Genomic DNA, 24,487 nt, shown 5'->3' with positions numbered 1-24,487 from the left:
AACAAGAGTTATACGGTTGAAAATAGATAATCAAATAAATTTAGAAACCCCAGAAGGCATTGATATCCAGCTCACGCCAGCAGGTATTGGCGTGCGCACTTTATCCTTTATTTATGATTTACTTATCCGTTTAGTCATTATGCTCGCAGTTGGCATAGCTTTGTCTTTTGCGGGTAATATGGGAATAGGGTTAATGCTCATAGCGGCTTTTTTGGTGGAATGGTTTTACCCAGTGATATTTGAAATAACAAAAGGTCAAACACCAGGTAAAAAATCCTTTGGCTTAACCGTCGTTTATGACAATGGTTTGCCAGTTACCCTTGCCGGTTCATTAATTCGAAACTTATTTAGAGCGGTTGATTTTTTGCCTTCGTTTTATCTGCTAGGGGGAATTTGCCTACTACTTTCTAAGCACAATAAACGGGTAGGGGATTATATTGGCGGCACTATGGTGGTGTATAACGAAGCACCACTTAGAATGAGTTATTTTAACTTTGAAAAGCAAAAAAATGTAGAGCTACAGCTAGATCCAGAAATGCAGAAATCGATTATAGCGTTTGCTGAGCGCAGTAAAACCTTAAGTGCTCAGCGGCAGCAAGAATTAGCCAATATTTTATCACCCATTCTCAATGTGCAAGGTCCTGAAGCCGTTAGCCAACTTAAGTCTATTGCGGCTAATTTGGTGGGTAAAGCATGAAGCAGCATGATTTTATACAATCACGTCAAAAACAGTGGTCAGATTTTGCTGAAGCGATAAAAGATCCCAATAAATTGCATGAATACGATATTGATCTTCCCCATGCATTTCGGCAGTTAACTCATGACTTGGCTGTGGCAAAAAGTCGCCTTTACAGCCCCGCATTAATTTCCCGCTTAAACGATCTTTTACTGCAGGGACAGCAGTGTTTATACAAACCGAGTAACCGGATTTGGGCGCCGTTTTGGCAGTTTGTTAAGTACGATTTTCCAGCTCAGTTATTGCTTATTCGCCGCTATGTGATTTGGGCGCATATATTATTTTATGGTTTAGCCATAATTACCTTTTCGGTCACTATGATAGAACCAGAATTTGTGCGAAATGTAATGCCCAATTCGCAAGTTACCCAATTAGAACAAATGTACGATCCGGCATCCCGCATCGATGAAACCACCGGAAACTATCGAAACGAAAGAGATTCTGATAGCGATTTTCTAATGTTTGGATTCTATATAAAAAATAATATATCCATTGCATTTCAGTGTTTTGTGGGAGGTTTTTTATTGGGGTTTGGAACACTCTATTACTTACTGTTTAACGCTATATTTTTTGGTGCGGTGAGTGCTCATATCGTGAATGTCGGATTTTCTAGTACATTTTTTTCTTTTGTTATTACCCATGGTTCATTTGAATTAACGGCCATTGTGTTGTCTGCGGCTGCTGGGGGCGTAGTAGGAATGCATATTATTCGACCGGGGCAATTGTCACGCACGGCGGCTTTGAAACAGGCCGGTAAAATTACATTTCCGATTATTTTTGGCGCATTTTTAATGTTGGTGGTTGCTGCGTTCATTGAAGCTTTTTGGTCGAGTAGCACACTACTTCCCAATGCAGTGAAATATGCAGTGGGCAGCGCCTGTTGGCTGTGGATTTTGCTCTACATTTTTCCTAGAAACCCTCGTTCTGGCGAGAAATCGTCGTGAATATTGATAACCTAACGTTGGAAATTCGTCCTCGTAATAGTTGGCGGTCCTTTGATTTAGGTTGCCGCATGGCCTTGCGTTGGTATCGATCATTAATCAGTTTTTGGCTGGTGGTTACCTTACCCATATTTGTATTGGCCTGTGCCATTGATATTGTTTGGGGTGTAGTCGCTTTTTGGTGGTTGAAGCCTCTGTATGAAAGAGGTTTGCTGCATATCTTGAGTCGTCAGGTGTTTGGCGAGACGGTCACCGCTAAAGATGCGATTAGAGCTTGGCCTCGATTATTGAAAAAACAATGGTTTGCTAGTATTACCTGGCGTCGGTTATCACCTACTCGCGGGTTTGATTTAGCCATTCAACAATTAGAAGGTCTAGATGGTGTTGCTCGCAGCAAGCGTTTATCTATCTTGCATCGAACGATTGATGATAATACCGCTTGGTGGACATTTATCTGTCTCGGCTGGGAGCTGATCATTATCTTTGGTTTAGTGGCCCTTATTAGTTATGTGGTGCCGGCGGGAGTGGAGTTTGATTATTGGCTGGTGATCACGAGCGATAATTGGGGTACCGAACTGACATTTAACCTATTTACTTACCTCGCTTATTTACTTATTGCGCCTATTTATATTGCAGGTAGTTTCGCAGCCTATCTAAACCGGCGAGTTATCTTAGAAGCGTGGGACATAGAAATTGGCTTCAAACGAGCCATTAATAAAGTTACCAAACCAGCATTAGGGGCGGTGGCAAGTTGCATTTTAGCAGTGATGTTATGTTTTTCACCGGTATCTGAAAGTTGGGCAGAAGATAGCTCAGCAAAAATTGAATTACCGCAGTTTGAAGATAATCAATATTCAGAGCTTAAAGATACAGATCCCGCAAACCAACAAAATATTGAGTTTGAAAGTGAAGCAAAGATTCAAGCAATACTTGATGTGCCGCCTTTCAATGGTCAGCAAACTGAAACTGATTATCGCTGGGTGGGCTGGGGGTCTGACGACGAAGCTGAAAGTGACAGTGAGAAAACAAGCTCTGATTTACCGTCTTGGTTAGTCAATGGCTTGATGTTTTTTGCAAATTTTTCTGAAGTACTAATGTGGCTGGCGTTTGGCGTTACCTTGTTATTGTTGGTTTATCTGTCAAAAGACACTATTAAAGGTTTTTTTAATCAATCGCCTAAGCAACCCGCAACAGATGAATTAGAAATGCCTTTGTTTAGTCAGGCTTATCAAGGCGATGCCATGCCTGAAGATGTCGTGTCAGAAATAGATTTACTGTTCGACGCTAAAGCCTATCGCAAATTGATGTCATTAATGTTGATAACCAGCTTACTGGAAATCAGTAAAGAGCAGGCTCTACCTTTGACCAAATCAATGACCGAACGGGAATGCCTTGAAGTAATTAAAACCTCGGTTGTCGGTGAACGAAGTGAGTTTATGCAACGCCTAGTCGACACTTGGGTGCACTTAGCCTGGGCACATAAATGGCCAGAAAAAACAACTATGCAACTGTTATGTGAACAGTGGAAAACCCTGTTTGCAGATGCAGAGGTTGGAAGATGAGAAACGCAACATGAGTACCTCAAATTTACAGCCTGTGGAAGCAAAGCAAACCTGGACAGTACGGGTATTAATGGCGCTGATAATATTGGTTGCTGGCGTGTTTTTGTATAATGGATTTGAGTCTTATGAAAAAGTAACCGACATAGGTTTTAATGACGAAGCCCGCGCACAACCGTTTTTAGCGGCTAAATTGTTCCTTGAGGCGGAAGGTACTGAAGTACAATTACTGGAAGATTACCGTTTGTTGTATGCCAACAATGAATCTGCCATTTTTCCCACCACAGACGACACCATCGTTTCATCCGAAGGCGAAATTGCGTTATCTAAGGCTATAGCGAAGCAACTGATTGACTGGGTAAAATCTGGTGGTCACCTGATTATGGCCCTTAATGCTAGCCAAGACGCAGATGTTTTTCGCGCCAATGCACTTATTCAAGAATTAAACCTCGCTGTTAATTGGTTGCCAGAAGACACCGAGAACGTGTTTACTCCAACTGAAATAATCAACCCAGATGACCAGCCCCTAATGGTTAATTTAGAAAACCGTTATCGTTTAGTTTTACCTGCAGATCCAAGTGTTTTTTATACTGCAGGGGATTTATACGGGCCCACATTTGCGCAAATGGAGATGGGCGATGGATTGGTTACTATGTTAACCGATGTTTATATTTGGAATAATTATCAAATAGCTTACGAAGATAATGTGGAGCTATTAGATCAATTAGTGGGCAACTCATCGAAAGTGTACGTTTTTTCGACCCAGGAACTGCCTCATTGGTTTAGTTTATTGTACGATTTTGCGCCTTATTTTATCTGGTTCGGTAGCGTATTGCTTGCCCTAAGTATGTGGCACTGGGCGATGCGTTTTGGTCCTATTTTGCGTATAGATGAACATAATTACACGCCTTTTTCATTGCATATTAAAGCCGCTGGTGAGTTTTATTGGCGGCAAAAACAGCAGCGGGAATTAATCGACGAAATTCGTCATTCTATTATTGTCGCTTTACACAAAAAGCGCCCCGCCACTAAGAGTGCAGACAAACAACAAATGCTTGAACAATTGTCACAGATAAGTCATTGGCCAATCGAAACCATCAACACACTTATGTTTAGTCAAGCTCAAGTTAATGAAACCCAATTTACCCAAAGTATAGCGAGTCTCCAGACTCTCAGGAAAATGTTATGAATGACGCTGAATTAGATCCCAATCCAACGCCCGAGATACCTGTGCAAGAAGATAGTGTTGAAGGCCAAGTAGAATCGTTAATTGATGGTCAAACCCTTGAAAAAGCATGTGCGCAAATTAATGCTCTGAAAAGCAATGTTCAGCGCCTGTTAATTGGTCAAAATGATGTTGTAGAACAAGTGATTATTGCTTTCTTAGCTGGCGGCCATGTGTTACTTGAAGGGGTGCCAGGTTTAGGCAAAACCTTGTTAATACGCGCGTTGGCAAAGAGCATCGACTTAGATTATAAACGGGTGCAATTTACACCTGATTTGATGCCTGCCGATGTAACAGGTCACTCGATGTTAGACATGGCAACTGGTAAATTCGCGTTGCGCAAGGGGCCGGCTTTTACGCATTTATTACTGGCAGATGAGATTAACCGAGCGCCGGCAAAAACTCAGGCTGCGTTATTAGAAGTGATGCAGGAATATCAAATCACCATTGATGGGCAGAGTATGCCGCTAGAAACCCCATTTATGGTGTTGGCAACCCAAAACCCCATCGACAATGAAGGCACTTACCCGTTACCAGAGGCTGAACTCGACCGCTTTATGTTGAAGGTGCTCGTGAGTTACCCAGAGCATCAGGATGAAATCACCTTAACCAAACTGAATACTGAAAATCAAACAGGTATAGTCAATGCCTCGATTCAAAGTGTACTGAGCAAGCAAGATGCATTATCACTTAAAGCCTTGGTAAGTAAGGTGCTTATAGACGATAAGGTTGTGGACTATGCGGTAGGTTTAGTGCGTGCAACCCGTGAGTGGGATGGGATTGTGCATGGTGCAGGGATCCGCGCAAGTATAGCGCTAGTGCAAGCGGCGAAAGTGAAAGCCCTATGTGAAGGTCAAGGCTTTGTGACTCCTGACCACATTAAAGCCATGCTCTTACCTGTTTTGCGACATCGTATTATTTTGTCTGCAGAGCGGGAAATATCCGGTTCTTCGGCAGAGCAAGTGCTATCAGAAATAATTCAACAGGCGGCTTCTCCAAGGCAATGAAACGTATTAGGTTAGCTCCTTCAAAGCGATTACTTAAATGCTTTGCTGTGCTGTGCATAGTGGGTTTGGCATTGCCAATTGTTATTCATTTTAATGGCTTAACGCAATTGTCTGGTTTACCCATGGGACTGGCGCTAATTGCTATTGCATTGGCTGGGTACGATTTAATTATCAGTCGCCACCCACCGCAAGTGGCAGTTAAAAGAGAAGTGCCGAGCAATTTATCCGTGCATGTGGAACAAAAGGTTAGCATTGCTATGGCTAATCGTGGGTATTATACCTTGAGCCTCCAGTGCAGTGAGATAATCCCTGAGCACTGGCATTGTTCTAACAACTTTCACGGTTGTCGATTAGAACCCGGACAAATCGCAGAGTTTGACTATCAAGTTACGCCAAGTCGAAGGGGGCCTTCGCAAATTTCGGCTACTGAAATTAAAGTCGAATCGAAGTTTGGCTTTTGGGATTATGTGTATTGGATTGAACACGTTAGCGAACATAAAGTATTCCCTAATTTTACTGCCATTTCAGATTTAGCTGGTTTGCAAGGTAGCGTTAACTTAACCCAAGCAGGCTTAAAAAAGTTTAATAAACGTGGCAGTGGCATGGATTTTCTGCAGTTACGTGACTATCGTGAAGGCGAAAGTATTAAACAAATTGACTGGCGAGCAACTAGCCGGTTTAACAAACTCATTTCAAGAGAGTATCAGGAAGAAAAAAATCAGCATGTCATCATAATGTTAGACTCAGGCCGACGTATGCGTGTGCAGGACGACGATCTGAGCTATTTTGATCACGCACTTAACTCATTGATCATGCTGTCTTACACCGCTTTGAAAAATGGCGACAACCTTAGTTTGCAAAGCTTTGGAAGTGAGTCTCGCTGGTTAAGTCATGTTCGAGGGGCCCAAAATGTCAGTAAAGTCATGCAGCATTTTTATGATCTGTATCCGCAAAAAATAGCCAGTGATTATTTAAGTGCAGCCCAAGAGTTGTTGGTCAAGCAACCGAAACGAGCGTTAATTTTGCTAGTCACTTGTCTTCGTGATGAAGATTTTGAAGATTTGCTCAAAGCGGTACAATTACTTAAAGCTAAGCATTTGGTGGCGGTAATTAGTATCGAAGAGCCTATTTACAAGCGTATTGACGACGAGCCTGTAGAAACGTTCGAACAAGCAATTATGTATGCCTCAGCCCATAAAATTAAAAAATCCATAGATCGTAATGTACAACGCTTAAAACAAAAGGGCGTAATTTGCATCAATGCGCCAGCTTCTCACCTCACTCCAAATGTATTAAATACCTATTTGAGTATTAAAAAGGCTGGCTTACTGTAGCGTTCAAATGTGAGCCTAAGCTGTTTAAATGACGGTTGAGTATCTATGTATATGTTGATTTTTAATATACCCGTCAAAGCTCATACAAATATTTCTTATCAGCAATCTAGCTTTGTTTTTGACCTTAATTTGCAATGCATCCACTTCCACAAGATTGTCGTCTACAAAAGGTTGTAACGAACGCAGACTTTGCTGGAAATAGCTGTCGAAATGAATGTCGTATAGGTTTTCAACTTGGGATTTGTCGACTTGAAAATTACACATTAATTGGCTAATGACAAAGCCCCTTATTTGGTCATCGAGATTTAATTTAACCCCCTTGTGAACCGCGTTATCTGATTCATTTAAAGCTTGGTAATAGTCGGCTAACTGTTTGTAATTCTGACTATAACAGTCACCAATATTACTAATAGCCGATACGCCAAACCCTAATAAATCACAGTTTGCATGGGTGGTGTAACCTTGGAAGTTTCGGTGTAATTGGTGGCGCTTTTGAGCCAAGGCAAGTTCGTCATTAGGTTTGGCAAAATGATCCATACCGATCATCATGTAGCCTGCATCTAGGAATCGTTCAATTGCCAATTTCATCAATGCCAGTTTTTGCGCAGCATTGGGGAGCCATTCATCACGCAATTTGCGCTGCGCTGGAAAGCGTTCAGGTAAATGCGCATAGCTAAACAGCGATATCCGTTGCACACCCATTTGAATCACTTTGTCCAAAGTGCGTTCAAATCGTTCGGGTGTCTGATGGGGCAAACCATAGATAAGATCTAAATTAACGGATCTGAATCCAATCTTATTCGCTTGGTTAACTATTTGCTCGATCAATTCAGTGGACTGAACTCTATTTATCGCTTTTTGCACCTGCGGATCTATATCTTGAACGCCGATACTGAGTCGATTAAAACCGATGTTAGCAAGGTGATCGATATAGTCTAAAGTTAAGTTTCTGGGATCTATCTCTATGCCAATTTCAACATCTTGGCTGAGAACGAAATGGCTTTTTAACACGGCCATTAAATTCGAAAGTTGTTGTTTACTGAGAAAACTGGGCGTACCTCCGCCTAAGTGAATTTGCCGAACAACATGCTTTTTAAAGAGCTTTTGGCGCTGGGTAATTTCACCTATTAAATAGAACATATAGTCGTCCGATTTTTCAGGGTGACGAGTAACTATTTTGTTGCAGCCACAGTAATAACAAAGGCTATGACAGAACGGAATATGTATATAAAGAGACAGATCTGTATTAGGTGAGGTTTTTACTGCTTTGATCAAATCATCATTGTAGAAAGACTCGTTAAAGGATAATGCCGTAGGGTAGGAGGTATAACGTGGCCCATTAGTATTATACTTTTCAAGTAATTGAGGATCGAAAAAGCGTTTTGAGTTCATGTTGTTTTCGCAATAATCATTTAGTCATTGCAGTTTAATTGGTTAGCGAAATCCTTTATTGATCTTGCGCAATATTTTGCTGATTTTAGAAATGTATTAATAAAAGCCGAATTGGAAGTAAAAAAATGGCAGATAATCTGCCATTTTTTAGGTGTGAATACGTACTGCCGTCGTTAGCGTTCTCGATAACCAAAAAACTTATTTGCTATGATTTCTTCAGCAACACTTTGTGGAACCGCATTTTCCCATTCTCCGCGACCTGAGGAGAGTTGTTTCAATAAGTCTCGGGAGTAAATCGAAAATAATTCGTTATCACTGCACTCAATACCAGCAAGGTAGCCATTTTCCAATAAATGTCGATATAAGAAGCGTAGATGTTCTGGCACTTTAACTAGGGTGAAATCGTTAAGTTGGCCATTCTCGTCTATCTCAGGGTAAATATACATTCGGGTATTGTCTGGAAATAGTTTACCAAAACCTTCCATTATTCCGCCTTCAACCCCTTTATAGCTGTCTTCATCAAAAATCTGCTTGATGTTAACCATGCCCACTACAATGCCAATTTGCATTTTGGTGTATTGGCGGAAGTAAGCCCGCAACGAGAAATAACGGGTATAGTCTGAAACCATTACGTTATAACCCAACGAATTAAGCAATTGCACTCGCGCTACTATGTCTTTTTCGGGCATTTGCGCGTCATTCCCTTTCATATCATTTAATGATATTTCAGCAATAACCGCGGTATTCGATTTACTCACATCTTTTAGTTCATAAAACGAGGTTTGCCCTTGTTCTATCATATCTACATTGAGTTTAGTGACTGGTCTGAACGAGCCGCGAATGGTTAGGATATTCTTTTTGTACAACAATTCAGCCGGGATCGCCACGCTGCCATCGGGTTTGAACATAACTGCACGGGTCTTCCAACTGCGGATTAAGTGCAGATTCTTCGCGCGATTGTCTACATCAAGGAAGTAAGGACCTTTGAAGTCGATAAAATCAATTTCAACACGGTTAGGTTTTATATTATCGGTTAATGAATCGATAATCATTTTAGGATCTTCAAAATAGAAATAAGCAGCGTATATTAAGTTCACACCAATTACGCCTAATGCTTGCTGCTGAGCTTCAGCATTGTCGTCAAACATGCGCACATGTACTTTGATATCAGAAGGCTCTGCACCAGGGTACATTTGAATACGAATACCAATCCAAGCGTGACATTCGTTTTTGCGGCCAAAGCTCTTAGCAGCTACTGTTGCGGCATAGGCAAAATAACGAGAACTTTTAGAGCGAATATTGCCAACTCGATCTACGACTAAATCGAATTCTTGTTCCATCATTGCTTGAACGCGAGCTTGGCTCACATAACGTCCGTCTTGTTGCACGCCATAGATAGCATCTGAAAAAACCATGTCATAGGCAGACATTGTTTTAGCTATGGTTCCGGCTGCCGCGCCGGCTATGAAAAATTGTCTGGCAACCTCTTGTCCTGCGCCTATTTCAACAATAGTCCCGTATTTTTTTTCGTCGAGATTGATTCGTAATGCTTTTTGACTTGTTGATCTAGAACTGACTTGTTTATCCATTAATTTCCCCAACTGATGTGCCACGGTGGAATAGTAGAATATCCTAAAAAAGAGTTACAGAGAAAATTTGTATTAAATAACTGAAACTTACGTGACTACATCAGATGGAATGCTGTTAAAGCTAGTTTAAAAATAGCAAATTTAGAATTCTGACTTAAACTTAGGGTGGTTTATTTATGGAGGCCACCATTATGAAAATGCTTAAAATGCTATTAGTAATGAGTTTGTCTTTTGCCTTAATTGCATGCAGTCCACAACAGGCAACGTTGTCAAGTCAAACATCTGAAGAACAGCCCTTGAAAGACTCTCAACTGTCAACTGATAACGAAGTTGAATCCCCTCTTTGCTCATATAGTTTAGGTTTTGATATCTGGGAACCTTACCAATACATCAACGTTGATGGTGAGGTGAGTGGCGTCGATATTCAAATTATCACTGGTGTTATTAATGAAATGGGATGCACGGTTTCTTATGTGCAAGGTACCTGGGTTTCGCTTTTAGAAGACTTACGCTTAGGTAACGTCGATATGCTCATTGGCGCATCAAAAACCCCAGCGCGAGAAGAGTTCGCGTATTTTAGTGCACCTTACCGCACTGAGCAGTTTTCATTGTACATACGCAATGATGATAAAAAGCGTGCCGCCTATAATGATATAGATGAGTTTATCGCTAATGGTAGCAAAATAGGCGTCGTAGGTGACTACTATTACGGGCCTCAAATTACCATTTTGCAAGATAGCAAAGCGTCCTCTAGTAACTTTGTGAGTGGTATTATGGGGGAATTAAATATTGCCCGATTATTAGATATGGATATTGACGGTTTTTTAGAAGATAGCTTTGTGGGAGCGTCAATACTGCGCAGAAAAGGATTAGATAACTACATTGTTGAACATGGCTTTACAGTTACTACTGGAGATATTTACGTCATGTTCAGCCAGTCAAGTGTAGCTGAAGCGGATGTTCAAAAATTTAATTCGGCGTTAGATGACTACATGCAAATGGATAGCTACAAACATACGCTGCAAAAATACAGTAGATAATGTCAAAGATGTTTGCATTGACTAAGCGTTGCGCGGTTTTTTAGGTGTCATTGTCAAGAGTTCTGTACATTTCCACTATTCATTTGGTATAAGAGCATCACAAATCAAATGATGGGGAAGTAATGGAACTTAATTTAAATGAATCTGCTGTTGAACTGATTCAATTGTCACTGGCACCGGTGTTTTTAATTGTTGGTATGGGTCAAATGATGAACGTCATGACCGGCCGTTTAGCGAGGATCATTGATCGGGCTCGTTACTTTGAACGAATTGGTGATGTTGACCCATCTAAGATTACCGAAAAAGCTAAAAATGAATTAAAAGCCCTACGCCGCAGAATGCGCTTTGCCAACTGGGCTGTTACGTTTTTAACAGCAGCAGCTGTGACCGTGTGTCTGGATGTTATTTTATTGCTGATGAATGGATTGACTGTGGTGAATTTGGATACGACTATTATTTCGATGTTTATTCTGGGAATGGTGCTTATCACCGGTGGATTGATTTCGTTTTTCTTAGAAGTCAGTGTGGCTAACGCTTCCCTTAAAATTCCATCATACAAAGACTATTAAAAAAGCCATGTTAACATCAGTTAACATGGCCAATGAACTAAAAACAGATATAATAGATTAATGTCCTTGCGGCGTTTCCGCTAAGGATTCTAGCCCCTCTGCACGTACTACCGGATAACCTAAATTCATCCAGCCAAAAATCCCTTCATACAACACAGCGGTATTGGCATAACCTGCTTGGTTAAACTGATCCATAACGTACTCTGCCGCCGCTCGAGGGCAAGAGCAATATCCCACGATTAATACATCTTTTGGCATTTCTCCAACGCGCTTTTCGATATCAGAATAGTAAGGAAATGGTACTGAGCCAGCTAAATGCGCCCGTTGCCACACAGAAGTGACCCGCGTATCAATCAGCACCATACGCTTTTTAGCCTGCATGGCCCTATACAGCGCTTTAGAGGAAACATATTTGCCTTGATCTAAGTTAAATGAAGGATCTTCACCTTGCGGATTAATAACGTACTGATCAGGTGAAGGGATTTCTTTTAGTGGCACTTTAGTGATTTTTGCATCACTGGCTTTACTGCGAATAAAGGCAGTGAGATTATCAATATCAGTTTCTGATAATTTGTCGGAAAAGGATAGCATGGGCGTATCTTCGCGACCTTTTTCGATGGCGTAACGAATAAATTCATCTTTATTGTGAGCTAAAAAAGAGGGGTTAAAAAGCGCCGGAGCGGTAACACCTTCGCCGTTTTCACCGTGGCAAGTGGTACAATTTTGCTGATAAATAGTCTCTCCTTTAACTATATCGCCATTCACAGGGTTTTCACTCAGTTTTACTCTCTGCGCCCCAGACTGCCAGAATAACCAATACGTTAGATCCCAAGTTTCATCCAACGTCATGGGGCCGCCCACTTCATCTAAGTAACCCCCCATGGCAGTGCCGTGGCGACCATAAGACATAGGACGTAATATTGAGTGTGGAACGCCCGATTCAAATAAACTTTTGCTACGTAACGAAGGTGCGTGGTCGTTTTTATGGCCTTCGCGATCATCACCATGACACAATGAACAGTACTTCTTATAATTACTGGCGGCCAATGTTGCTTGCTCGGCCGTCAGCTCGCGGGGAGGTTCTTGCTTTTCATAAACACGTTCAGCGTTTGCCGAAAAAGAAATACTAAAGCTAACTAACAATATCCATATTAATCCAGTCACTCTTTTCACGACAACGTCTCTATGTTTAGGTTTGAAAGATTATTTAACGCTTAAATTGGCTTTTTATCAATCAAATATCTGCCTTGAACACAATCAATACTTTCTAGATAAGAGGCAATAGCATCCTAGGCCATTAATTTAGGTTGTCATGCTTGTTCTAACGCGGCCATCAGTCGTGATTGTCTATTTTCCTTTTATTTTGATTGTGGTTTGGTTTTTTTACCCAATTCGTTGTTATCGTGTTGTTAATTAAGTAACTGATTGACTTGCTCTTTATCGATAAGAGACAATCAGGTTCAGGACATTCTAAAAACGATAAATGTAGGTCACTAGGGAAAAATGATGTGGGAATTCACTAAAACGCTTGTTGTACTAACCTGTCTAACATTATGTGCTTGTTCGTCACCTTATACTGTCATCACCACCGAGCAGGTTATTGATAAAGACGACGAGGTTATGCTTTTGAAGGGGTATAAAACAGCCTACTTAATAGCATCAGCCGAAAATGCACTTAATGATTTTTCCGGCGCTAATAGTCGGTACATAGATAATAGTACCACCCTTGAAATCGTTAAGAATGAAGGCGTAACTATCTTTGATGCTCCGCTAAACATTACTGAAGTTCATGATTGTTATAAAATCGACTATGCTCCATCAAGCAACTCAAATCAGAACTCTGGTAAAGATGAAACCTATTTTATTAAAATTAGCAAAAGCAGTGTAGCCAACTTATACATATTGAACCTGCTTGAATCTTGCACTTTAAATGATATGCAGATGGACAAATTTACTTATATGCCGGTGATTTTAGAAAATAACATTGCCACGTTTTTTACCTTTTCCGATAAAGAGCTAAAGAAGTTAACTTGGGATTGGTATAATGACTTAAATTTTGTCAAACGTTATTGGTTAGGTGTCAGTGAAAACGATTCAAATGATGAAGACGAAAAAAAGAGTATGCCTATCATATTTGAAAATGCCCGTGGACTCGTCGCCGTTATGGAATATGTTTATTATCATAAGCATTCAAGCACGCCGGTGCGGGTGCAATTAGGTGAAAGCACTGATGAGCAAAGAGCATTGTTTAACCAATATTCTCGTGCCAAGGCAAGGAAGGCGGCAAATCAATAATTTAAGTTACCATTGTGACAATAAAAATGCCTCAACAGAGGCATTTTTTTGCTGATTTGGATTGCTTAATTGCATCAAATAATGATCGTCTGTTCTCCTACATTATTGATCGCTTCACTTCCATCGGCAGTAATTAACGTAAGATCTTCAAGGTGTACTGAACCTCCTACACCTGATGCTAGCAGAGGACAATCAACACTAATAATCATGCCTTTTTGTAACACTAAATCTTCACTCAACGCGCCAGGACTTTTACCGACGTGGTCAGTATGAAATAGACCAACACTGTGTGGTGTGAAAGATACAGTGTAGTTGCCACCTAGTTTTTTGAGCGTCGATTGACCGAAAGCTGTGATTTCAGAGAATTTCATCCCTGGTTTCAAGGCATGCCTCACTTCGTCCCAAGCAAGACCAATGGTTTTTGTTATTTTCGCTAATTCTTTATTTGGCTCTCCAATAAAAACAGTACGTCCATAATCACCATGGTATCCATCCGCATGACTCACACCGTCAATTAAGAACGACTGACCATCTCGAAATGGCGCATCGAATAAATCATCACTGATTCGGTCAACTACCATGAAAACCCCAGTGTTGCCCCGTTTAGCAGCCTCTGTATAAAATAAACGTCTAAGATCTCTATAGGTTGCGCCCTCACGAATCGATTTCACCGCCGCAATGGCTGCCTCTGCGTTTGCTGGTGCAGCTCGACGCATTAATTCAATTTCAATGTCAGACTTATAAGGCCGTATACGTCGAAGAGCATCATCGGCGTCTATCACGGTGACATTAGGCAGTGCGGTGGAGATTAGCTCCCAAGATGCAGCGTTATCTGTCGCTATTCTCGCATTGGTTAAACCAAGATCGCTAAATGCTTTTTTCAAAGCTGCTCGAGAGCCTACAAAAGCGCCATATTCTTTTGCTGTCTGTCGGGTTCGGTCTGCTCGTCTGGCCTCAATTTCATCCAAGGCAGTTAATTGCCTATCTGGAAATATCATTAAATTAGGGCTTTGCTCTGCGGAAGCATCAAGCTCATCCGTCCCTCTACTTCCACTGTAAAGGTATGTTGCAAAGTCTTGTGGCGCGATAGTATCAGCTAATTGAAAGTAGTACGTAAATGACGGCATAACCAATCCATTTGGCCTATTATCTTGTCGCGTGATAATAGAAAATGTATTGGGTCCATGCCCCATGGTCAAGGTAACTGGATGATGCCCTGTCGAATAGTAAAAATTGACACCCTGTCCTAGTACTAAGGCATCGATATTCAACATCTCCATGACTTCATAAGCTCTGGCTAAGTTGATACGTGGACCTGAGATAGGAGGTGCTGTCGTGAAACTGTCGCTAAATGTGTTGACTTCGGATGTGGAAGCACTACCAGCAGTGCTAGCAGCGCATCCAACTAATGGCAAGGCTGTTGCCATGCCAACTCCGGCCATAAATTCACGTCTATTTAATTTCATTTTGCCCTCTGAATTAGAGTTTTTGAACATTGTTTAGCCTCAATTACAGTTAATATTTAAAACGCTAGTGATAACCTAACGCCTAGCTCTCTTGGCTGCATAGCAGAAACGTGCACAGCTCGGAGCGTATTTAATGTTGAAATTTTAACAGGTACTTCACCGAAGAATGCTAAACCTGCGCCTGTTACCCAACCATCTTCATCTAGTAAATTATCGGCATATAGCTCAATTGAAAGATCATCACGTGTGAAACCAACTTTTAAGTTCACTTTTTGATATGCGTCTACCCAAGTTAGGTTATATGAATCAGTATAGGTTTTACCGTTGTATAAAATATCTACACGTGTATACCAATCCCAGTCTGTGGCTAACTCTAAAGTATTGGTATAAGTACCAGACAGGCTACCACTCCATTTTGGAAAACGAGGAAGGGTATTACCATCAACTTTAAATCCATCTGCTGTGGTTAAATTAAATAGAGGTGTAAGACCGGTTAATGAATAGTCTTCATATTTAGCATCGGTATAATTTGCTGTAAGAGAGATATCAAAGTTCTTGCTGACTGCATAGCCGCCTTCAAACTCCACCCCTTTAATCTTTGATTCTCCAGATACAAATCCACTTTGAAAGCCAGTAGCGCCAGGCGGTAAAAAGGATATGCTTGATTTCATATTTTCCCAAATCATCGAATACAAAGCGGTTGAATAGCTTAGTTTGCCTTCCATTAATGATTGTTTAACTCCAATTTCGTAACTATCTAGATATTCAGGTGGTACCTCGTCTTGTAAACCCGGATTTTCAGCTTGCACTATGGCTTTATCTTCAGGATCTAAGGCAACAAAGGAACTGTTGAACTGACCCGGTAAGGTACCTTTTGAATAACTTGCATAGGTCATCATGTTGTCAGTTGGATTCCATTTGAAAATTGCACGAGGTAGGAATTCTTTAGATGTTAGTTTTCCGGTCGCAATTGGTTCGCCAAATGTGCCACCGAAGCGGGTGACTTCATCGTTCTGCCAACGTCCTTCAAGGGTTAAACCTAAGTTTTCTGTAAAGTAGTAATCAAATGAACCAAAAATACCTAGGGTCTTGATTTCATCATCGTTAGGAGTTGAGTTTTGTGCACCAACTATTCGAACTTCAAATGGCGTTGCAGCCGTATCGAACAGAATTGAATTGGTTGCCTCAACACCATTTGAAAAAGCGGCGTGGATTTCTTGTTTATAATAATTAATACCCATCAAGGCTCTAAACTTGCCGCCAGCATCGTAGCTTAAGCGTATTTCACTTGAAAAGTCTTCGAAGAACGATGGCGTGCCGATATACACTGATTGTCCATCAGAGTTGTCACCGTCGCGAATACCCATTAAATCTTGATCGTTATAAGAAATGTTACCATCCAAATCAAACTCGTCATTTATGACATATTCGAAGCTAGCGGCAAGTCTTGTCATTTGGCGACGTAATCCAAAATGGTCAAGGTAAGGGGCATCTTCAATATCTTGTACACCACGACTATTCCCTACCATTAAGTCTCGAATGTCTACCTCTGGCAAAAAGGCTCCACCATCTTCGAATATCGGAAAGGTGGTGTTACGAGAAACAACCACACCGTCGGAAATCTCAGGTAAAGCGCCACACCACAAGTTTCCACCTAAGGTCGTTTCAGTGGCAATACCGTCTCCGTTAAGAACCGTTACAGGAGTACCTGCTTCGCAGTTACTAAATTCACTAAATTGAATAGCTGTGGCGGCGGGGGCGGTATCTTCATCTTCTACATAGGATGCTCGAAATTTAATTTTTAAATCTTCTGTTGGAGTATATAAAAGAGATAAATGCGCAGCGTTTGTGGTTTGTTCACCTAATGTACCACCGTCATTTGCCGTGTAAGCCGATCCATTTTTAAATCCTGAACCGGTTAAGCTTGCGGCTAACACATCCTCTATTAAGGAACCATGTACAGAAAATGAAATATTGCTAGAACCAAAGTTAGGGCTATATGCAGCATTGAATTTTCCACCAAACTCTCCAGATGGATCTTTGGTAATATAGTTGATCGCTCCACCAAATGTTGAACGGCCAAAGTGGGCTGATTGTGGGCCGCGAATAACCTCCACTCGCTCAATATCTTCAAAGCCTATTGATTGTGCGCCACCAAGCACATATACACCATCTACAAACAGTGATCCAACTTGGTTTGATGGTAATGAACTTTCTGAGGTAAGGCCTCGAAAGCGTATTGCCGGTAATAATCGTCCAGCAAAGTTGCCACCTTGATCTTTGAAATCTAATCCTGGCGCAAACAAGGTTAAATCTTCTAAATTACCAATACCGGCCTTTTCAATATCTTCTGCAGAAAATGATTGGACAGCTAGTGGTACGTCGAGGATCCACTCATCGCGTTTTCGAGAAGATACAACGTCAATCCGTTCTATATCTTCTTTTTCGTTTACATTTGTTTTCTCTTGGGCATAGGCAGCAGAAAAAAAGTTATTTTCTGATACGCCTGTCCCGCTCATATTCATCAAAACAAAGACACTTAATAGTTTTTTGTTCATGGTTATCCTTTGATGTAATTAGTCTATTGATTGGCTGTGATGTTTCCACAAACAATATGTAGGATAAGCTGAATTTAGGTCTACTATGTTTTCGTAAAAGGTGGCTTTATTTCGTGAATACCATTCGCGCTTCGCGAATTGCAGACCAACTTTTTGTGTTAGTTGTGTGAAAAATGCAAACAATAATGTTATAAAGATATGATAATGGGTTTTATATTGCAAGGCTATTGTGCGTGATTGAGAAATCTGTGGTATTGCATCAAGGGATAAAATAGTTTCAGTAATAGGTAGTTATCAGTTAATCAAACTCGCATGAAACTAGGGAATTTACACTAGGGAATTAACAACATATTATTTTTCAAAGTGAACATAAATTGTTCACTATGAAATATTGAGACTGAGCGGATATCGAATATTATTATTAACTTTTTGATTTTTAATTGATTTAAATAATTTTGGATTTTGGCATGAACAGTGCTTTGTTTGTTGTAGTAAATAAATTTACGAGATATTTGCGACAACTTACCTTCCTCTTGAAAAATGTAAATAGGGAAATTTTAGGCAATTGATCTTTAAACACGGATGTCCATATTGTCGATATTTTTCAGTTAGATAATAGTTTTACATTGAAAACAAAATGAGAAAAAGTGGCATTAGATTGTGCCAATTAATCAGCACTTATTCCGTGAGTGCTATTCGCGCAGCGCAAGTTGTTGCATTCAATTGTTTGTTTTATACATATTATAAAACGATGAATCTAGCTGTTTTATAATGATAAGGGCGCTGGGTACTAATGATGTTTAAAAAAGTATGGCAATCTATTTCCTTGGCAATACAAGATCGAACAATTCTTTCGTTTTATATTGGTATTCCTTTGGGGTTAGGTTTGTTTTTTGCACTATCTCAATCTGGTACTGAACCCCTTGTTGGCATTGAAGGCCACTTAGTTTACTGGCTAGTTTCAACCCTTTTGTCATGGCAGTTTTTAGCGATAGGTAGCAAATTGGTGGCTTTATTTTTAAAACCATTAGGAGCTCCCTTCTTAGCTGTTCTCATACTTGGATTTGCCATTGGTATTGCTCTTTGGATTCCAGCTAGTCATTTTAGAGATTTTCTAGTGGGCGATTTTGTTCAAGAAGGACATGTTCTAAAAAGCACTTCTCGATATTTGGATATAGTCGTCACGATCTCCAATTGGTTACTTGGAGTTAGCTTATGGGTTGCTGCTAATTATTTTTATTTATTTGTACTGGGTGTCAGCAGATTTAATTATTCCGCGGACAGCTCGAAGGTAAAACGCTTTCGAAATTGGCTACTGAACACTGTTAATGATGAGCAAACTGATTTCATTATGGTCGATCAATTGCCCCGACTGCAAAGTCGACTGCCAGCCCCCCATCAGCAAAGAATTTTAGCCTTGATAGCAGAGGATCACTACACACGGGTGGTTCTGGGTTCAAAAGAAGAGCTAATTTATATTCGTTTTAAAGACGCAATTGGCGAAATGTTTGGGCAGGACGGATTTCAAACTCATCGCTCGTATTGGATTAGTTCTGACGCAGCAAGTAGCTATCGAGAACAAGGGCACAGCGCTTCGATAAAACTGTCTAACGGCAGAGTTATACCCGTCAGTCGATCATTCAGACATGCAGTTAAAGCAAGATTTGATACATCAGGGCACGCGCAATTTATTTGATAGACAATATTTTACTCAACGCTGCTTGCTTATAGCCGCTAATCAGGAGAGTACATTTTGATCACTCATATTCATCATATAAATTTTGTTGTCGCAGATTTAGACAAATCGGTTAGCTACTTCCAAACATTGTTAACTCAATCAGCGACGATTGAAGAATTACCTCAAAGGCTGGTTAAAACAGCTCGCTTTAAGGTCGGTGAAAGCCTGTTGGTTTTGGTACAGCCTTTGAGCAACGAAGGGGTAGTGGCGGATATATTGGCAAACAAAGGTGAAGGTATTTTTTTGCTTTCATTTGCCACAGAATCAATTGATGAGTCACTACAAAAACTCGAATTGAACAATCTGGAAAAAAGAACGGGTCTGCAACAATGGTCAATCTGCGATCTTGCAGATCACGATAAATTCGGGGCTATTTTACAATTGACTGAAACACCGAAAAGTTGAATTTCAAAATGAATGATTTTATTTCAAAGTGATATTTTTTATTTCAATTTGAAATTTTCAACCTGAAAGTGAAATTGGGTTTTAAATTAAAGTGTTGATATTTAAGGTTTTTTAAATTTCATTGTTTTTGGCATGAACCGTGCTATGTTAATTTGCTAACAATTTTTACTTTCAGGTTGCAACAAATTGATAAAGCAAAGTCAAAAAATTCGCATTCTAATCTTTGGCCATAAAGAATTTAGCCAGTTGGTTAGTAGTGTATTAGAAGAGTTTGAAGAGCATGCCGAATGCAAAGTCGTAGATGCGATTATTGGCACTATTCATGAAGCTAACACTCATATTCATGTTTTCAAACCTGACTTAGTTATAAGTGCAGGCAGCAATTCGGCTTACTTAAAAACAACCTTAGATGTACCTGTCTTGTCTATCCCCGTGACAGAGTCAGATATCGTTAGTGCTGTTTTAAAAGCATCAAAGGTGAGTAAAGATATCCATCTTATTACCTACGATGACTACAGCAGTTTAGTTAGCCTGTTAAACACAAGCACTTCAATAAACATCACTCGTCATCAATACGAAACAGCTGAAGATGCTAAACAAATGTATCAATTGGCACATTTAACCTCCGATAATGTGGTGGTGGGTGCCAGTTTGGTATGTGGTTTGGCGTTATTAGACAACATTAAGTCATTCTTAATTTATTCTAAAGAATCCTGTCGTGCAGTCTTGAAAGAGGCGGTTATCCTTGGCCGCAAGCAACGGGATTCAATGCATGCAAAAGTTATTTATAAATGGTTAAGTGAAGACTCCAAAACCCCGATTTTAGTGGTGGATAACTATACTGATGTTTTGACGTCCAATGCCATTGCAAAAACAGAATTTGCAATTGACTCGAATAACAAACAAGAGATTTCAGATTTGTTGCATAGCAGTCAATTTGCTGATGTGTCGGACGGTAAGTGCCGGTTAAATGAAACTGATTGGTGGTTTCATAAAGACACCATCATGATGACCAATAGTCAGTTTGATATCTACCAATTTTATGCCCAAACACCGCAAATACTGTCACCTAAGAAAAACCAATCCCTTGAGCAACCGCTGATTTACAAATCCAAAGTGATGACGGATTTGATTGAACGAACTGACCTGTATGCGAATTCTCCCAGTCATGTGTTGATTATTGGAGAGTCCGGTACTGGTAAGGAAATGATAGCTAAGCGTATTCACCAGAAAAGTCAGTTTGCCGATGGACGTTTTGTCGCAATTAACTGCGCAGCAATGCCCAGTGAGTTGTTTGAAGGTGAGCTTTTTGGCTACGTGGAAGGCGCATTTACCGGTTCTAAGCGCGGCGGCAAACACGGTTTGCTATATGAAGCGGAAAATGGCGTGTTATTTTTAGATGAGGTGGGTGAGTTAACCTTACCTCAACAAGCCAAATTACTGCGCGTTATTCAAGAAAAAACCTATCGGCCCATTGGCTCTCAAAAAGAATTTAAAGTTAACCTCAAAGTCATTGCTGCCACCAACCGACCTTTGGCCACACAAGTGAAACAAGGCTTATTCAGAGACGATTTATATTATCGCCTAAATGTTTTAAGCATCAATGTTCCCTCTTTAAAAGAACGTCGGGATGATATTGAAAATATCACCAAAAATAAACTGACAACTCTTAATTTTGGTAGCTTGAGCGATGATGTTATTCAGCGCTTAACCCAGCAATTAACGCCCATCTTTACCACTTATGATTGGCCAGGAAATATCCGAGAACTGGAAAATATTGTTGAGCGCTTATTAGTTTATTGCTCAGCATTTCAAGATGTGACCAGTAAGCGAGTGTCGCAATTATTGATTGAGCTAGCTCCCGAGCTATTTGAGCTAAGTGGGACCGAACAAACTGGCGCAATCGCAAAAAATGAGCAGGAATTGCTAAACCAGGCAATGATGAAATTTAACGGGAATAAGGAACTGGTTGCTCAGTACTTAGGAATTAGCCAAACCACCTTGTGGCGAAGATTGAAACGTAATAATAAAAATAACCAAGAGGGAACACAACATGCTTAGATTTACCCGAAATAAGTTAGGTAATGCTATAGCGATATCAATGTTAGCAAGTTCAACTACTTTTGCCGGTGGTGCCCTTGCGCAAGATAGCCAAGCTGAAGAAGAGACTATTGAGTTAATCAGTATTTCGCGAAAACGTCCAGAGAGCTTACAACAAGTACCTATCGCTGTGAGTGCATTATCCGCCAGAGATATCGAAACTGCGGGGATCGAGCGTCCCGGTGATTTTATCTCGCTTGTGCCCAACGTGAATATTGTCGACACGGCAAACGTAGGTGACACACAGGTTAATATCCGCGGTATTGTCTCCACCCGAGATGCTGAATCAACCTTTGCTTACGTGGTAGATGGGGTGTTGATGACCAATCCAAACGGCTTTAACGGAGAGCTGCTTGATATTGCCCAAATCGAAATTTTGAAAGGCCCACAAGGGGCATTGTATGGACGTAATGCGGTTGCTGGTGCGATTCTAGTCACCACCACTTTGCCTAGCGATGAGCTTGAAGGTAGCGTTAAAGTGGCGGTTGGTAATGCTGGCGCCCAGCGTATAAATGGTATTATTAGCGGTGGTCTAAGTGAAACAGTCAGAGGACGAATTACCGCCAGTTATAATACCATTGATGGCCATTACGAGAACATCTTCACCGGTGAAGACTCGGTAGATTTTCTAGAAGATACCACCCTTAAAGGGCGCTTAATGTGGGATGTGAGTGAAGATCTTACGCTTGATATGAGAGCCGGCGTTTCTAGTGTTAAAGGTGGTGCTATTAACTTTAATGCTGTGTTTGCTTTACCTTCATTTGTAGAGGCATTTAATCAGCCCGCCTACAATGCCGACGTTAATGATCATGACTTCATTTTTGCCTTCAACGTACCAGGTGAAAACGAGCAAGACAGCACTGAACTTTCGATTAAAGCTGATTGGGATTTAGACGGTTACGATGTTACCGGTGTGTTGTCGTATAACGATCTTGAAGAAACATTATTATCAGATGGCACCAGCGCTTCCTTTTATGGCTATGAGTTAACACCTCAGTGTCAAACTGATCGTGCCACCCTGAATAACACGCCAACTGCGTTAGGTGGTGCTGATAGAACCGATTTGTTTGGTGAATTTTTCGCACCCTTCGGCATCTTTCCTCCCGGCGTGGAATTCACTGGCGTGTATGGACCATACACACCTAGTTCGTGTGATGGATACCAATATCAAGAGCGCAGTCAATCCGATTTCAGTGGTGAGTTAAGAGTTACCTCTGATGACGACAGTGCTGATTTACGCTGGATTGCCGGTCTGTATTTCGCTGAAATTGACCGTGATGTAGTGGTCGCCTATGGTGCTGATCAAGGCCAAGGGTTCTTGCGTCAATCCTATGTGCCTGCATCTGGGCCTAATCCGACCGATTTATTGTTCGATGATACTTATGACACATCGGTCTTGTCTGCGTTTGGTCAAGTGGAATATGACGTTTCCGAAAAACTAGAAGTATCTGTTGCCTTGCGTTACGACCATGAAGACAGAACAGTATCTAACAACGTGCCATATGTGACCGCGTCTGGCCTTAACATTAATACTATTGTTGATGGCGAAGTTGGACTAATTAACCCTGGACTAATTGGTAACCCAGATGGTATTCCAGACCGCAGTCGCTCATTTGCCCAATTCCAACCCAAAGTTACTTTAAGTTATGAATTATCCGATAACGTTAATTCGTATGCCAGTTACGGGGTCGGCTTCAGAAGTGGTGGTTTTAATTCACTGGGTACCCAAGCCACTTTAGATTTTTGGTTCAACAGCTCAGGTACTGGTAACCCTGGTGATGCAGTGGATGCACAATTATTGGTAACGGATGATTACGATAAAGAAGTTACCACTAATATAGAGTTGGGCATCAAATCTAAATTGCTGGATAACAAGGTTCGCTTGAATGCAGCGGTGTTCAAAACCAACGTTGAAGACAATCAGTTTTTCGAGTTTTTCGCCGGACCTTTTGGTTTGTTGCGTGCTGTGAGTACTATTGATGAGCTTGAAATTCAAGGTTTTGAACTTGATGTAACCGCGGATATTACCGAGAGCTTTAAAGTGTTTGCAGGGCTTGGTTTACTTGATTCAGAAATCAAAGAAAACCGCAGTCGTCCAATCACTGTTGGCAACAAAGCGCCGCAGTCACCTGATACAACCTATACCTTAGGCTTTAGCTATGAGAAGCCTATCAACGATGAGTTTTGGGTAACCACTCGAGTGGATTATCAATACACAGGTGAAACCTATTTCCACACCTTACAAGGTGAAGAAACGCCTACAATTTGGGACTTTTTCGGCACCTTAGGTGGCGGTGTTCCACCGGGCCCTCATTCACAAAACTTCAATAATGCTAAACGTGATTCATTTTTCACTGTAAATGCGCGCATTGCTCTAGAAGCTGATAACTGGACACTAGCGATTTACGGCAAAAACATCACCGACGAAGAATATTTACAAGAAGTCATTCCAGCACCTGAATTTGGCGGATCTTTTATCCACCCTTCAGCGCTTGCTGAGTATGGCGTTGAATTCGCTTATAACTTTTAAGCA

At 40.8% G+C, this 24,487-nt stretch carries 18 protein-coding genes; 13 read left to right on the top strand and 5 right to left on the bottom strand.

What is annotated here, in order from left to right:
• Positions 1 to 16 precede the first annotated feature (16 nt).
• The 6 genes from VUI23_RS15255 to VUI23_RS15230 are packed head-to-tail and all read left to right on the top strand — an operon-like array spanning position 17 to position 6,802.
• Positions 17 to 697, top strand: coding sequence for an RDD family protein (locus tag VUI23_RS15255; protein WP_342804890.1), 681 nt, complete (start codon positions 17 to 19; stop codon positions 695 to 697).
• Positions 694 to 1,680 (top strand): stage II sporulation protein M, encoded by a 987-nt coding sequence (locus VUI23_RS15250; RefSeq protein WP_342804889.1) that lies wholly within the window; start codon positions 694 to 696, stop codon positions 1,678 to 1,680. The genes VUI23_RS15255 and VUI23_RS15250 overlap by 4 nt, the downstream gene beginning before the upstream one ends.
• Positions 1,677 to 3,239, top strand: a complete 1,563-nt coding sequence (locus VUI23_RS15245) for a hypothetical protein (protein WP_342804888.1) — start codon at positions 1,677 to 1,679, stop codon at positions 3,237 to 3,239. The genes VUI23_RS15250 and VUI23_RS15245 overlap by 4 nt, the downstream gene beginning before the upstream one ends.
• A gap of 10 nt (positions 3,240 to 3,249) precedes the next feature.
• Positions 3,250 to 4,425 (top strand): DUF4350 domain-containing protein, encoded by a 1,176-nt coding sequence (locus VUI23_RS15240; RefSeq protein ID WP_342804887.1) that lies wholly within the window; start codon positions 3,250 to 3,252, stop codon positions 4,423 to 4,425.
• Positions 4,422 to 5,468: a MoxR family ATPase gene (locus VUI23_RS15235; RefSeq protein ID WP_216046356.1), complete on the top strand. Its 1,047-nt coding sequence runs from the start codon at positions 4,422 to 4,424 to the stop codon at positions 5,466 to 5,468. The genes VUI23_RS15240 and VUI23_RS15235 overlap by 4 nt, the downstream gene beginning before the upstream one ends.
• Positions 5,465 to 6,802 (top strand): DUF58 domain-containing protein, encoded by a 1,338-nt coding sequence (locus VUI23_RS15230; protein WP_216046357.1) that lies wholly within the window; start codon positions 5,465 to 5,467, stop codon positions 6,800 to 6,802. Before VUI23_RS15235 ends, VUI23_RS15230 begins: the two co-directional genes overlap by 4 nt.
• Positions 6,803 to 6,826: 24 nt before the next feature.
• Here the strand turns inward: VUI23_RS15230 and hemN are convergent, their stop codons facing one another.
• Positions 6,827 to 8,194 carry an oxygen-independent coproporphyrinogen III oxidase gene (gene hemN / locus VUI23_RS15225; protein ID WP_216046358.1) on the bottom strand — a complete coding sequence of 456 codons (1,368 nt, stop codon included), beginning with the start codon at positions 8,192 to 8,194 and terminating at the stop codon, positions 6,827 to 6,829.
• Positions 8,195 to 8,367: 173 nt separating this feature from the next.
• Positions 8,368 to 9,783 (bottom strand): TonB-dependent receptor, encoded by a 1,416-nt coding sequence (locus VUI23_RS15220; RefSeq protein WP_216046359.1) that lies wholly within the window; start codon positions 9,781 to 9,783, stop codon positions 8,368 to 8,370.
• 191 nt (positions 9,784 to 9,974) lie between these two features.
• Here VUI23_RS15220 and VUI23_RS15215 point away from each other — a divergent pair, with 191 nt between their 5' ends.
• Together VUI23_RS15215 and VUI23_RS15210 are read left to right on the top strand one after the other, a co-directional pair.
• Positions 9,975 to 10,823, top strand: a complete 849-nt coding sequence (locus VUI23_RS15215) for a transporter substrate-binding domain-containing protein (RefSeq protein WP_342804886.1) — start codon at positions 9,975 to 9,977, stop codon at positions 10,821 to 10,823.
• Positions 10,824 to 10,945: 122 nt separating this feature from the next.
• Positions 10,946 to 11,392, top strand: a complete 447-nt coding sequence (locus tag VUI23_RS15210; RefSeq protein ID WP_216046361.1) for a DUF2721 domain-containing protein — start codon at positions 10,946 to 10,948, stop codon at positions 11,390 to 11,392.
• A 57-nt stretch (positions 11,393 to 11,449) separates the two neighbouring features.
• Here the strand turns inward: VUI23_RS15210 and VUI23_RS15205 are convergent, their stop codons facing one another.
• Positions 11,450 to 12,565 (bottom strand): c-type cytochrome, encoded by a 1,116-nt coding sequence (locus tag VUI23_RS15205; RefSeq protein ID WP_342804885.1) that lies wholly within the window; start codon positions 12,563 to 12,565, stop codon positions 11,450 to 11,452.
• Positions 12,566 to 12,895: 330 nt separating this feature from the next.
• Between VUI23_RS15205 and VUI23_RS15200 the strand changes: the two genes are divergently transcribed.
• Complete coding sequence (locus VUI23_RS15200) at positions 12,896 to 13,687, top strand: hypothetical protein (protein WP_342804884.1); 792 nt, start codon at positions 12,896 to 12,898, stop codon at positions 13,685 to 13,687.
• A gap of 74 nt (positions 13,688 to 13,761) precedes the next feature.
• Here VUI23_RS15200 and VUI23_RS15195 read toward each other — a convergent pair whose 3' ends face one another.
• Together VUI23_RS15195 and VUI23_RS15190 are read right to left on the bottom strand one after the other, a co-directional pair.
• Positions 13,762 to 15,153, bottom strand: a complete 1,392-nt coding sequence (locus VUI23_RS15195) for a M24 family metallopeptidase (protein WP_342804883.1) — start codon at positions 15,151 to 15,153, stop codon at positions 13,762 to 13,764.
• A gap of 56 nt (positions 15,154 to 15,209) precedes the next feature.
• Positions 15,210 to 17,711, bottom strand: a complete 2,502-nt coding sequence (locus VUI23_RS15190) for a TonB-dependent receptor (RefSeq protein WP_342804882.1) — start codon at positions 17,709 to 17,711, stop codon at positions 15,210 to 15,212.
• A gap of 793 nt (positions 17,712 to 18,504) precedes the next feature.
• Between VUI23_RS15190 and VUI23_RS15185 the strand changes: the two genes are divergently transcribed.
• From VUI23_RS15185 to VUI23_RS15170, 4 genes are all read left to right on the top strand, one after another.
• On the top strand, positions 18,505 to 19,407 hold the full coding sequence (locus VUI23_RS15185; protein ID WP_303571379.1) for a LytTR family DNA-binding domain-containing protein: 903 nt from the start codon (positions 18,505 to 18,507) through the stop codon (positions 19,405 to 19,407).
• 57 nt (positions 19,408 to 19,464) lie between these two features.
• Entirely contained in the window at positions 19,465 to 19,854 is a 390-nt protein-coding gene (locus VUI23_RS15180) for a VOC family protein (RefSeq protein ID WP_216046367.1), read from the top strand.
• Positions 19,855 to 20,040: 186 nt separating this feature from the next.
• The gene (locus VUI23_RS15175; RefSeq protein ID WP_252728674.1) at positions 20,041 to 21,915 is read left to right on the top strand and encodes a sigma 54-interacting transcriptional regulator; all 1,875 of its coding nucleotides are present in this window, start codon (positions 20,041 to 20,043) and stop codon (positions 21,913 to 21,915) included.
• The gene (locus tag VUI23_RS15170) at positions 21,908 to 24,484 is read left to right on the top strand and encodes a TonB-dependent receptor (RefSeq protein ID WP_342804881.1); all 2,577 of its coding nucleotides are present in this window, start codon (positions 21,908 to 21,910) and stop codon (positions 24,482 to 24,484) included. Before VUI23_RS15175 ends, VUI23_RS15170 begins: the two co-directional genes overlap by 8 nt.
• The last annotated feature ends 3 nt before the right edge of the window (positions 24,485 to 24,487 follow it).

Source organism: Alteromonas sp. M12 (assembly GCF_037478005.1).
Lineage (GTDB): Bacteria > Pseudomonadota > Gammaproteobacteria > Enterobacterales > Alteromonadaceae > Aliiglaciecola > Aliiglaciecola lipolytica_A.
This window is presented reverse-complemented; position numbering and strand designations above follow the sequence as displayed.

Bases quoted from the DNA above. Each gene is read 5' to 3' on its own strand.
- VUI23_RS15250 (WP_342804889.1), top strand. From the start codon at position 694: ATGAAGCAGCATGATTTTATACAATCACGTCAAAAACAGTGGTCAGAT.
- VUI23_RS15240 (WP_342804887.1), top strand. From the start codon at position 3,250: ATGAGTACCTCAAATTTACAGCCTGTGGAAGCAAAGCAAACCTGGACA.
- VUI23_RS15235 (WP_216046356.1), top strand. From the start codon at position 4,422: ATGAATGACGCTGAATTAGATCCCAATCCAACGCCCGAGATACCTGTG.
- VUI23_RS15230 (WP_216046357.1), top strand. From the start codon at position 5,465: ATGAAACGTATTAGGTTAGCTCCTTCAAAGCGATTACTTAAATGCTTT.
- hemN (WP_216046358.1), bottom strand. From the start codon at position 8,194: ATGAACTCAAAACGCTTTTTCGATCCTCAATTACTTGAAAAGTATAAT.
- VUI23_RS15220 (WP_216046359.1), bottom strand. From the start codon at position 9,783: ATGGATAAACAAGTCAGTTCTAGATCAACAAGTCAAAAAGCATTACGA.
- VUI23_RS15215 (WP_342804886.1), top strand. From the start codon at position 9,975: ATGAAAATGCTTAAAATGCTATTAGTAATGAGTTTGTCTTTTGCCTTA.
- VUI23_RS15210 (WP_216046361.1), top strand. From the start codon at position 10,946: ATGGAACTTAATTTAAATGAATCTGCTGTTGAACTGATTCAATTGTCA.
- VUI23_RS15200 (WP_342804884.1), top strand. From the start codon at position 12,896: ATGATGTGGGAATTCACTAAAACGCTTGTTGTACTAACCTGTCTAACA.
- VUI23_RS15195 (WP_342804883.1), bottom strand. From the start codon at position 15,153: ATGAAATTAAATAGACGTGAATTTATGGCCGGAGTTGGCATGGCAACA.
- VUI23_RS15190 (WP_342804882.1), bottom strand. From the start codon at position 17,711: ATGAACAAAAAACTATTAAGTGTCTTTGTTTTGATGAATATGAGCGGG.
- VUI23_RS15185 (WP_303571379.1), top strand. From the start codon at position 18,505: ATGATGTTTAAAAAAGTATGGCAATCTATTTCCTTGGCAATACAAGAT.
- VUI23_RS15170 (WP_342804881.1), top strand. From the start codon at position 21,908: ATGCTTAGATTTACCCGAAATAAGTTAGGTAATGCTATAGCGATATCA.